The sequence below is a fragment of the Notoacmeibacter sp. MSK16QG-6 genome (assembly GCF_024158145.1).
Lineage (GTDB): Bacteria > Pseudomonadota > Alphaproteobacteria > Rhizobiales > Rhizobiaceae > Notoacmeibacter.
Window position 1 is genome coordinate 104,791 of sequence record NZ_JAMYXM010000007.1, and the last position, 10,977, is coordinate 115,767.

Annotated in this window: 12 protein-coding genes; 2 read left to right on the plus strand and 10 right to left on the minus strand. The window is 61.5% G+C overall.

What is annotated here, in order from left to right; all coding sequences use genetic code 11:
- Position 1: 1 nt before the first annotated feature.
- Complete coding sequence (locus NIM86_RS16200) at positions 2–517, plus strand: RNA pyrophosphohydrolase (RefSeq protein WP_371872930.1); 516 nt, start codon at positions 2–4, stop codon at positions 515–517.
- A 4-nt stretch (positions 518–521) separates the two neighbouring features.
- Here the strand turns inward: NIM86_RS16200 and NIM86_RS16205 are convergent, their stop codons facing one another.
- The 10 genes from NIM86_RS16205 to NIM86_RS16250 all read right to left on the minus strand — a co-directional run bounded on the left by NIM86_RS16205 (position 522) and on the right by NIM86_RS16250 (position 10,670).
- The gene (locus tag NIM86_RS16205) at positions 522–1,199 is read right to left on the minus strand and encodes an HAD family hydrolase (RefSeq protein ID WP_253383656.1); all 678 of its coding nucleotides are present in this window, start codon (positions 1,197–1,199) and stop codon (positions 522–524) included.
- Positions 1,200–1,316: 117 nt separating this feature from the next.
- Entirely contained in the window at positions 1,317–1,721 is a 405-nt protein-coding gene (locus tag NIM86_RS16210) for a F0F1 ATP synthase subunit epsilon (protein WP_253383686.1), read from the minus strand.
- Between the two features lie 74 nt (positions 1,722–1,795).
- On the minus strand, positions 1,796–3,253 hold the full coding sequence (atpD, locus tag NIM86_RS16215; RefSeq protein ID WP_253383658.1) for a F0F1 ATP synthase subunit beta: 1,458 nt from the start codon (positions 3,251–3,253) through the stop codon (positions 1,796–1,798).
- 17 nt (positions 3,254–3,270) lie between these two features.
- A complete protein-coding gene (locus NIM86_RS16220) occupies positions 3,271–4,158 on the minus strand; it encodes a F0F1 ATP synthase subunit gamma (RefSeq protein ID WP_253383660.1) in 888 nt (295 codons plus the stop codon).
- 24 nt (positions 4,159–4,182) lie between these two features.
- Positions 4,183–5,712 carry a F0F1 ATP synthase subunit alpha gene (atpA, locus tag NIM86_RS16225; protein WP_253383662.1) on the minus strand — a complete coding sequence of 510 codons (1,530 nt, stop codon included), beginning with the start codon at positions 5,710–5,712 and terminating at the stop codon, positions 4,183–4,185.
- Positions 5,712–6,272: a F0F1 ATP synthase subunit delta gene (locus NIM86_RS16230; RefSeq protein WP_253383663.1), complete on the minus strand. Its 561-nt coding sequence runs from the start codon at positions 6,270–6,272 to the stop codon at positions 5,712–5,714. The genes atpA and NIM86_RS16230 overlap by 1 nt, the downstream gene beginning before the upstream one ends.
- 227 nt (positions 6,273–6,499) lie before the next feature.
- A complete protein-coding gene (locus tag NIM86_RS16235) occupies positions 6,500–6,892 on the minus strand; it encodes a DUF4345 domain-containing protein (RefSeq protein ID WP_253383665.1) in 393 nt (130 codons plus the stop codon).
- Between the two features lie 46 nt (positions 6,893–6,938).
- Entirely contained in the window at positions 6,939–7,877 is a 939-nt protein-coding gene (locus NIM86_RS16240) for a hypothetical protein (protein WP_253383666.1), read from the minus strand.
- A gap of 110 nt (positions 7,878–7,987) precedes the next feature.
- Positions 7,988–10,225 carry a primosomal protein N' gene (locus NIM86_RS16245; protein WP_253383668.1) on the minus strand — a complete coding sequence of 746 codons (2,238 nt, stop codon included), beginning with the start codon at positions 10,223–10,225 and terminating at the stop codon, positions 7,988–7,990.
- Positions 10,176–10,670: a GNAT family N-acetyltransferase gene (locus tag NIM86_RS16250; protein ID WP_253383670.1), complete on the minus strand. Its 495-nt coding sequence runs from the start codon at positions 10,668–10,670 to the stop codon at positions 10,176–10,178. The genes NIM86_RS16245 and NIM86_RS16250 overlap by 50 nt, the downstream gene beginning before the upstream one ends.
- Before the next feature lie 180 nt (positions 10,671–10,850).
- Here NIM86_RS16250 and NIM86_RS16255 point away from each other — a divergent pair.
- Positions 10,851–10,977, plus strand: a 127-nt coding sequence (locus NIM86_RS16255; RefSeq protein WP_305884465.1) for a transaldolase family protein, incomplete at its 3' end; no start/stop codon positions are given.

A 10,977-nucleotide genomic window follows, 5' to 3' on the forward strand; every position in this document is an offset into this window, starting at 1 on the left:
GATGATGGCAAAGCCGAGAGCTGAAGACCTGCCCTATCGCCCCTGTATTGGAGTCATGGTGCTGAATCGCGACGGTCTGGTCTGGGCAGGCCATCGCAAGGTCGAACCGAATGGCGAAGTGCAAAGCTCGGAGCACCTCTGGCAGATGCCGCAGGGCGGCATCGACAAGGGTGAGGATGCCGAACCGGCAGCAAGGCGAGAACTTTACGAAGAAACAGGCATCCGCACCGTCCGGTTGCTCGACGAAACGCCGGATTGGCTAACTTACGATCTGCCAGATCATCTGATCGGCAAAGCGCTGAAAGGCAAATATCGCGGCCAGAAGCAGCGCTGGTTCGCCTATCGTTTTGAGGGTGACGAAAGCGAAATCCGCATCGATCCCCCGCCGGACGGCCATAGCGCCGAATTCGACGACTGGGCCTGGAAGGAGATGACCGATCTACCCGGTCTGATCGTGCCCTTCAAGCGATCCCTGTATGAGCAGGTTATCGCCCATTTCAGTCATCTTCTGCCGTAATCGGCTATCCGGCGCGGTCCACGATCATCCTCGCCACGTCGATCAATTCGTCGCCGATAATATCCGCCGGCTCCATAACCGCTGGATAATGCTGGCCGCGCTCGACAAAGGCTGTCTGCATGTCGACGCATTTCGCGCCGTGGAGATCCCATGCATGGCAGGCGATCATACAATGCGCGCCAGGCGCACGGCCCGTCGCCTCGAAAGCCTGGCGATAAACGCTCTCATGCGGTTTGAAACGTCCAACAGCCTCGACGCTGAGAATATCGGAGACGTGACCGTCCAGGTCGGCCCCCTCGAGTAGGGCTCTGGTTCGTTCCGCCGGACCGTTGGAGAGCGCGACAATGCGGATGCCGGCATCGCGCAGAATGTCGAAACACTCCCCCGCGCCCGGTTGCGCCGGCATTTGCGAAAAGGCGGCCAGAACCGCATCCTTCTCTGCCTGATTGGCGCCGACGCGACGGATGCAAAGCAGTTCGTCCAATGCATCGGCCAGGATATCGGGAAAGGGTTTGGCCCGGTGCGTGACATCCAGGGCAAACGCATCGCGCAAGCCGAAGGCGAACCAGGTTTCCAGATCGCGCCCATCCAGCCCGCATGTCGCAATGGCCCGGCGCACCGGCTCCAGCGAGAACACCGTTTCGATAATATCGAACACGGCAACTTCGATCGGCTCTGACATCGGTTCACTCCCTGTACGCCGACAGGGAACTAGCGCGGATGGGCGCGGCGTCAGCCCAAAAGAAAACGGACCCGCACGGGGTCCGTTATTCAACCTTCCAATCTAAGGCATATGGCCTCAGGCGGGGAGGATTTGTTCGTTCAGAGTGGTCAGCGACCCAAGAATTTCTTCCAACTCGCTGCGCTCGTCATCGTCTGACGTCTCCTTCAGACGCGTGCGCGCCTCTTCGATCCGGGATGCCAGGATATCGCGGTCGAATTCGCCCGGCGCGGATGCCAACTCAGCCAGGATCGTACAGCTTTCCGGCTGGATGTCGGCGAAACCGCCCAGCACGACATATTCTTCCTTGTCGCCGCCAGCCTCGACCGTGACCATACCGGCCCGCAGAGCGGACATGGTCGGCGCGTGGTCCGGCATCGCGGTCAACTCACCCTCTGCGGCAGGCACGACCACCGAATCCACCTCGCGCGAGACGAGAAGACGTTCCGGCGAAACCAGCTCGAATGTGAATGCCATGGAAATTCCGCTCCGGCGGCTTGGTTCGTATTAAACCCTGCCGCCGCTTCGTGGAGCGACAGGGTTGATGGCCGTAGTGCTTAAGCCGCTTCTTCAGCCAGCTTCTGCGCCTTGGCGACAGCCTCTTCCATCGTACCGACCATATAGAAGGCCGACTCGGGAAGATGGTCATACTCGCCGTTGCAGAGACCCTTGAAGCCCTTGATCGTGTCTTCCAGCGCAACAAGCTTGCCCGGCGAGCCGGTGAATACCTCGGCCACGAAGAACGGCTGCGACAGGAAGCGCTCGATCTTGCGGGCGCGGGCAACGCTGAGCTTATCCTCTTCGGAAAGCTCGTCCATGCCGAGAATGGCGATGATGTCCTGCAGGCTCTTGTAGCGCTGTAGGATCGACTGCACCTGACGGGCCACGTCGTAATGCTCCTCGCCGACGATCTGCGGATCGAGCATGCGCGAAGTGGAGTCCAGCGGGTCCACCGCAGGATAGATGCCCTTTTCCGCGATCGAGCGCGACAGAACGGTCGTCGCGTCCAAGTGAGCGAAGGACGTCGCCGGCGCCGGATCGGTCAAGTCATCGGCAGGCACATAGATCGCCTGCACCGAGGTGATCGAACCGGTGGTCGTGGTGGTGATGCGTTCCTGCAGCGCGCCCATATCGGTCGCGAGCGTCGGCTGATAACCCACGGCGGAAGGGATACGGCCGAGAAGCGCCGACACCTCTGAACCCGCCTGCGTGAAGCGGAAGATGTTATCGACGAAGAACAGCACGTCCTGTCCCTGGTCGCGGAAATGCTCGGCAACGGTCAGGCCTGTCAGGGCAACACGGGCGCGGGCGCCGGGCGGCTCGTTCATCTGGCCATAGACCAGAGCGGCCTTGGAGCCTTCGCCGCCGCCTTCCTTGTTCACGTTGGACTCGATCATCTCCCAATAGAGGTCGTTGCCCTCACGGGTGCGCTCGCCGACGCCGGCGAAGACGGAGTAACCACCGTGCGCTTTCGCGATGTTGTTGATGAGCTCCATGATAAGAACGGTCTTGCCGACGCCTGCGCCGCCGAACAGACCAATCTTACCGCCGCGTGCGTAAGGCGCCAGAAGATCGACGACCTTGATGCCCGTCTCGAGAATCTGCGCTTCCGTCGACTGATCGACATATTCCGGCGCGGGCTGGTGGATGGCGCGAGTGCCTTCGCTGGGGATCGGCCCGGCTTCGTCGACCGGCTCACCGATCACGTTCATGATACGGCCGAGCGTGCCTTCGCCGACCGGAACGGAAATTGGCGAACCGGTATCGACCACATCCTGCCCGCGAACCAGACCCTCGGACGAGTCCATCGCGATGGTGCGCACGATATTCTGGCCGAGGTGCTGAGCAACCTCCAGAACGAGCCGGTTGCCATTGTTGCTAGCTTCCAGAGCGTTGAGAATCGGCGGCAGATGATCTTCAAAAGCAACGTCGATGACGGCGCCGACGACCGAATGGACCTTGCCTTTCGGGCCTTCCGGCAGCGTGTAAGCCGTATTGGTGTTTTCTTCGGCCATGAATGCCTCCTAAGTCGTCAGAGCGCTTCGGCGCCCGCAATAATTTCGATCAGTTCGGTCGTGATTTTGGCCTGGCGCTGGCGGTTGTAGTCCAGCGTGAGACGGTCGATCATATCGTTCGCATTGCGCGTTGCATTGTCCATGGCGCTCATCCGCGCGCCCTGTTCCGATGCGGCGTTTTCCAACAGCGCACGGAAAATCTGCACGGAAATATTACGAGGGATCAGCGTGCGCAGAATGTCGGCCTCGCTCGGCTCATAGTCATAGAGCACATCGGAGCCTGCCTCATCGGCATCGCCCTCGGACATCGCTTCCGGTTTCGCCGGAATAATCTGCTGAGCCTGCGGCGTCTGCGTCACGACATTCTCGAACTCGGAGTAGAACAGCGTACAGACATCGAACTGGCCGTCCTCGAACAAGCCAATGACCTTCTTGCCGATAGCGTCGGCGTCGGCGAAACCGAGACGCTTGACGGACCGCAGATCGACCCGGTCGATGATCTTATCGCCGAACTCGCGGCGAAGAATATCGAAGCCCTTCTTGCCGACGCAGATGAACTTCACCGTCTTGCCGTTCGCCAGCAGCCTCCGCGCGTGATCGCGGGCCAGGCGCGCGATCGACGAGTTGAAGCCGCCGCAAAGTCCGCGTTCCGCTGTGCAGACCACGAGTAGATGAACGTCATCCTTACCGGTCCCGGTCATCAGCTTCGGCGCGTCTGCGGGCTCGCCGCCGCCTGCCAGATTGGCAAGCACCTTGCTCATCCGCTTCGAGTAGGGACGCGCAGCCTCCGCCGCTTCCTGCGCGCGGCGCAGCTTGGCGGCGGCGACCATCTGCATCGCCTTGGTGATCTTCGCGGTCGATTTGACCGAGGCGATCCGGACACGAAGCTCTTTCAGATTGGCCATGGAATGGTCCTTCCTGGAGCGCGATCAGGCGAATGTCTTGGCGAAAGCGTCGACTTCGGCCTTCAGCTTGTCCTTGATCTCGTCGGTCAGCGCCTTCTCGCGAGCGATGGCGTCGAGCACTTCTTTGCCGTCATTGCGCATATGGGTAAGGAGACCGGCCTCGAACTTGGTCACCTGATCGACGGGAATCTTGTCCAGATAACCGTTCACGCCGGCATAGATCACGGCTACCTGCTCCTCGGTCTTGAGCGGACTGAACTGCGGCTGCTTAAGCAGTTCGGTCAGGCGCTCGCCGCGGTTGAGCAAACGCTGCGTCGCGGCGTCGAGGTCGGAGCCGAACTGCGCGAAGGCCGCCATTTCGCGGTACTGCGCAAGCTCACCCTTAATCGAGCCGGCCACCTGCTTCATCGCCTTGATCTGCGCGGACGAACCGACGCGGGAAACCGAAAGGCCGACATTCACGGCCGGACGGATACCCTGGAAGAACAGATCCGTTTCAAGGAAGATCTGACCGTCTGTAATCGAAATCACATTGGTCGGGATGAAGGCCGAGACGTCGCCGCCCTGGGTCTCGATGACCGGCAGGGCCGTCAGCGAACCCGCGCCATTGTCGTCGTTCAGCTTCGCTGCGCGCTCCAGAAGGCGCGAATGCAGGTAGAAAACGTCGCCCGGATAGGCTTCGCGGCCCGGCGGGCGGCGCAGAAGAAGCGACATCTGACGATACGACACGGCCTGCTTGGACAGATCGTCATAACCGATCAGCGCGTGCTGGCCATTGTCGCGGAAATACTCGCCCATCGTACAGCCGGTGAACGGCGCCAGATACTGCATCGGCGCCGGATCGGATGCCGTGGCGGCGATGATGATGGAGTAAGGCAGCGCGCCGCGCTCTTCCAGAACCTTCACGAACTGGGCGACCGTGGAACGCTTCTGGCCAACGGCGACATAAACGCAGAACAGCTTGTCGTTCTCGCGGACTTCGTCATGGGCCGGCTTCTGGTTGAGGAAGGCGTCCAGAATAATAGCCGTCTTGCCGGTCTGGCGGTCGCCGATGACCAGCTCGCGCTGGCCGCGGCCGATCGGGATCAGCGCATCGATGGCCTTGAGGCCGGTCGCCATTGGCTCATGCACCGACTTGCGGGGAATGATGCCCGGCGCCTTGACGTCGACCTGACGGGTCTGGGCTGCGCCGATGGGGCCTTTGCCGTCGATCGGATTACCAAGAGCGTCGACAACACGGCCGAGAAGCTCGGGACCGACCGGAACGGAGACGATGTCGCCGGTTCGCTTGGCGGTGTCGCCTTCCTTGATCTGGCGGTCGTCGCCGAACAGCACGACACCGACATTGTCGGCTTCGAGGTTCAGCGCCATGCCGCGCAGGCCGCCGGCAAATTCCACCATCTCACCGGCCTGGACGTTGTCCAGACCATAGATGCGGGCGATACCGTCGCCAACGGACAGGACCTGTCCGACTTCGGAAACCTCGGCCTCCTGGCCAAAGTTCTTGATCTGGTTTTTCAGGATTTCGGAGATTTCCGACGCGCGGATATCCATCAGCCGACCTCTTTCAGTGCAAGCTTCATCGAATTCAGTTTGGTTTTCAGAGATGTATCGATCTGGCGACTGCCGATCTGAACGATCAGTCCGCCCAGCAGGGATGGATCGACGGACAGGTCGATCGCCACGTCCTTGCCGGCAACGCCTTTCAGCGTCTCGGCCAATTCGGTCCGTTGCGATTCGGACAGATCGTGCGCCGCGACGACCTTGGCTGTCACCTCGCCGCGAGCGTCAGCCGCGATGGCCTTGTAGGCTTCGATCATTCCAGGCAGCGCGAACAAACGCCGGTTGGCTGCGACGACACGAAGAAAATTCTCGGTCAGCGACGCGACGCCGCCCTTCTGTGCAATCGCAAGCAGAGCTTTTTCCTGCTCGTCGGCTGCAAAGACGGGCGATTTGATCAGACGGGACAATTCATCCGATTCAGCGATCAGATCGCCAAGCCCCGTCAGATCCTTCTCCACCTGATCGGCGGCGCCTTCATTCTGCGCCAGTTCGAAAAGCGAAGACGCATAGCGGGAAGCAACACCGGAAATGGGAGATGTGGTTTGCGACACGGGCGATCAATCTCTCGTTCGACCGAGATCAAGGGCCTGGCATCGAAATGGAAAGCCGAGGCGAAACCTTTGATCTCGCTGGAAATAGACAACGGAAACAGGCCTCGTAAAGGCGTCCTCCCGTCGATTTCGTGGCCGCTATAGCAGAGGCAATCTGAGCGTGCAACACGCCTTTGGCGCTCTTGTCGCACGTGGAAGCACCGACTTTCGGCGCAAGGCCGCCGGCTTCAGATCAGGCTGAGCGGCCCGGCCACCGCGCCGAACGCCAGAAGTGCTTCAATGATCAGAAGAACGGCGTTGCGCCCCCGTGCGGGCGAATCGATCAGCACAGAGAGAAGCCGGCCAATCGCGGCGAAAATCCAGGCCGCGCCCAGAGCCAGAAAAAGAAGAGGCTGCCACAGAAGGATCGCAGCCAGGCCAAGACCGAGATGAAAGCCGCCAGCCCTTGCTCTTGCGATACCGGAAGCCGGAAGCCCGATAAATTCGGCATCCATATGCCGAAGGCCGAGAGCGCGGCGCGGAACCGCCATCATGTAAAGACCGAGAACGGCCGTCACCACGGCCGAGGCGAGAGCCAGCCATTCGCCCGGATCAGCAGGTATGGGGAGTGCAAATTCCATAACGCCTCAGTCTCTCTGGACACCGCTTGCAGATCGGTCGCCGCGCCTAACCGCAACTTCCGGTAAAGCCGAGTTCACGGACCGCATCGCCACGACCCACGGTCATAACACCATGATAAAGCAGGCGATCCGGCTTGTGCCAGGCTTTCAGCTTTTTGTCGGCATCGGTCATGATCCGCCGCATGTCGAGCCGGATGTCGATAGGAGCGCCGCCGAAAGTCGCATAATGACGCAATTCACCGCCGTCCTGCTCCTGCACGCTCTTCAACGTCAGCTCGCGCATCAGCCCGCCTAAACGCATATAACCGCGCTCCATCGCGGCGCGTCCGTCATAATGGCGCTCGGTGACGAACAGCAGGTCTTCCGGCGCCTGCTTTTCCACAGCGGCAGCCTTGTTTTCCACATCCTCGGCGCTCGGCTCGTCCGAACTCGCCTGATCGGTTGTCGTCACATCTCCGGCTTCGGCGGCAGACGCCACTTCGGTTGGCCCGGGCATATCGGTCTCGACGAAACCACAATAGAGCGACTCCGGCACCCAGCGGACGGTGCCGATTTCCGGTGCATTCTCAGGAGAGGCCTTCAGGGTGATTTTCTGACCGTCAGGCAAAGCGGCTTGCGCTTCGTCAGGATCGGGCAGGCCGATTGGCGGCATTGCAACAGCCGGTTGGTCGGTAGGCGCAAAGGAATTGAGGGTGGCGGGACGATCCGGCTGGGACGTCGCCGCCTCTCCCTCGCTGGCGGGCGCTTCCGAGATCGGCTCGTTATCCGCCTCAGGCGAAGCGTCATCCGGCATTCCGGCGGCAGCGCCGGTATCGGTCGGTTCCGCCTGAGCCACTTGAACGGTAGAAACGACAGGAGAAGCCGGTTCGCTCAGACCCAGCGCGGCGGATAGGTCGTCATCGACGAAAGAAAGACCCTCCACCGCCGAATAGGCTGCAACGCCACCGGCGAGAAAAGCGATACTGGAAGCGAGCAAAAGGCGCATGAATTGATGGTCCACGAATGATTGTCGGCCCCTGGATAGGGTAGAGCTATGGCAAAAGAACGATACGCAAAGAGGCTGTCTCGTCTGCGAAGGGCTATCGAACCGCGATTCTAGAGGAAACTCTGCGGGTCGATATCGACCTGCACACGCAGGCTACCACGCGGTTTTGGCCCGGCGGCGATGACATCCTTGATATAGGCCTGCAGGTCGGCCTTTCGATCGCCGTGGACCAGCAACCTGAAACGATGGCGTCCCCGGATCAGCGCCAGCGGCGCTTCGGCCGGTCCGAGCATGTCGATCTCGTTCGATGGCGGCGCTGCAGCGCGGAGCGAACGCGCATATTTTTCCGTTTCGGCCTTATCTTCACCGGAAATGATCAACGCTGCGAGACGGCCGAAAGGGGGAAGGCCCGCGCGTTGTCGTTCGCCGATTTCCCGCTCGTAGAAGCGCTCCCGGTCGCCGGAGACCAACGCCGCCATTACCGGATGCTCCGGTTGATAGGTCTGGATAAGGCCAAGCGACTGTTCGCCCGTGCGCCCTGCCCGGCCTGTCACCTGATGCAGCAGTTGAAAAGTCCGCTCCGCCGAACGCGGATCTCCGTTTGTGAGGCCGATATCGGCATCGACGACCCCGACCACTGTCATCTTCGGAAAGTGGTGCCCCTTGGCGACCAGTTGGGTGCCGATCACGATATCCGCCTCGCCCTTGGCGATGGCGTCGAGTTCCAGCCGTAGCCGCTTTGCTCCGCCCGGCATGTCGGAAGATAGCATAACCGTCCGCGCATCGGGGAAGTGATGCACGACCTCCTCGACCAGCCGCTCGACGCCCGGCCCGCAGGCGACAAGATGATCGAGCGTACCGCAATGCGGGCACGCTTCCGGTACCGGCTCCGCATGGCCGCAATGGTGGCATTGCATCTGCCGGCGGAAACGGTGCTCGACCAGCCAGGCCGAGCAGTTCGGGCATTGGAAGCGATGGCCGCAAACCCGGCACAGCGTGAGCGGCGCATAGCCGCGCCGGTTGAGGAAAAGCAGTGCCTGTTCGCCGCGCTCGATTGCCCGGCCCACCGCTTTCAGCAGCACCGGCGACAGAAACCCGCCGCGCGCCGGAGGATGCTTGCGCATGTCGATGGTACGCAGATCCGGCAGCGCCGCTTCGCCGAAACGGCTCGCGAGACGCACCGCGCCATAGCGCCCGGCTTCCGCATTGACGCGGCTTTCGATGGAAGGCGTCGCCGATGCCAGCACAATGGGCAGGTTGCCGAGATGCGCGCGCACCACTGCCATGTCGCGCGCATTGTAAAAGACGCGCTCATCCTGCTTGTAGGCCTGGTCGTGTTCTTCGTCGATGACGATCAGTCCGAGCTCCTTGTAGGGCAGGAACAGCGCAGAGCGTGCCCCGGCGACGACGCGCACCCGACCTTCCGCGACCTGCCGCCAGACCTTTTCGCGCATTTTCGGCGCCATGTCCGAGTGCCATTCGGCGGGCCGCGCGCCGAACCTGTCATGGAAGCGTTCGAGGAAGGCCGCTGTCAGCGCGATCTCCGGCAGCAGAATCAGCGCCTGTCGTTCTTTTTCCAGCGCTGCCGCCACCGCCTCGAAATAGACCTCGGTCTTGCCAGAGCCGGTGACGCCATCGATCAGCGTTGCTGAATAGGCGTCGGCGGCAACGGCCGTGCGTAGCGTATCCGCCGCCTCGGCCTGCAAAGGCGTCAATTCGGGCCGCTTGCGGCCGGTATCGGGCGCGGCGACAACCGGCTCGGGCGGCAGCATGACCGGATCGAACGTGCCGGCTTTGGCAAGGCCGTCGATGACCGACGCCGAGACGCCTGCGGCGTGAGCGAGACCGCTCTTGGTCCATGCGCCGGGATTATCCTCGATCAATTCGAAAACACGCTTTCGCGCCGGCGTCAGCCGTTCCGGCTTCATCTCCGGCATAGGCTGAAGGGCCGGCACCCAGGGCTCCGGATCGAATGCCGCCGGCACGCGAAGCACCATGCGGGCGACGAGACCGGGTGGCGTCAACGTCCAGGCGGCGACCCAATCGATAAAGCCTCGCATCGTCTTATCGACAGGCGGACAGTCGAACACCTGCGTGATCGGGCGCAGCTTCGCCGGATCGACCGTCCCGGCCGTCTCATCACTGTCCCAGACGAGGCCCGGCACCTGGCGCGGGCCGACCGGCACCTGCACGATCGAGCCCGGCGACACGTTCATCTGGTCGGGCACAGCATAGCTGTACGGTCCGGGCACCGGCAGCGGTACGAGGACCGGAACGACGGCAAGTGGCTTTTCCTTCTCAGACGTCAAAGCCGGGCCGATAGCTGATCTCACCGATTGGTGATTCATCGCCAAACGAAATCCATTGAAGAAAGGCCGGCGGCACTTCGCCATAGGTCAGTTTGCCATCGCTCCGAAAACCGAAGCGAGCATAATAGGCCGGGTCGCCGAGAACGACACAGCCCCTCGCCTGCCGGTCGCGCAGCGTCTTCAAACCGTCGAGCGCCAATTGGCTGCCAATGCCGCATCCTTGCCGGTCGGGGTCGACGGAAAGCGGTCCGAGCCCGAACCAGCCATTTTCCTTTGTGCCGATCCGAACCGGCGAAAACGCGACATGGCCGATGATCTGATCGTCCTCCGCCGCCACGAGGGACAGCGCCAGATCGCCATCGACCCGCAATTGTTCGATAATGGCGGCTTCCTGCCCGCTTGCGTGCGGCGTTTGTGAAAAGGCGCGATTCGTCAGCCGGCCAATAGCCGCCTCATCGCCCTCTTTTTCCAGCCGAATATTCATTGCGACCTGTCTTGTGCTGTTTTTGACGGGTTTGAGCGGTGTGAAACGCTGCACGCCTATGGCCAAACAGAAAACCCGAATCGATGATCCGTGACCTTTGCCCTTTTACACGATAAGGGAAACGCCAAATTCCGAAGGAACAGAAAGAGCGGGTCCAGCTCGCCGCCATGGAGTGAAGAAATGAAATTTTTTGTCGATACCGCCGATGTGGACGAGATCCGGACGCTGAACGATCTGGGCATGCTGGACGGGGTGACGACCAATCCCTCGCTGATTGCCAAGGCGGGCCGCGACATCAAGGAGGTGA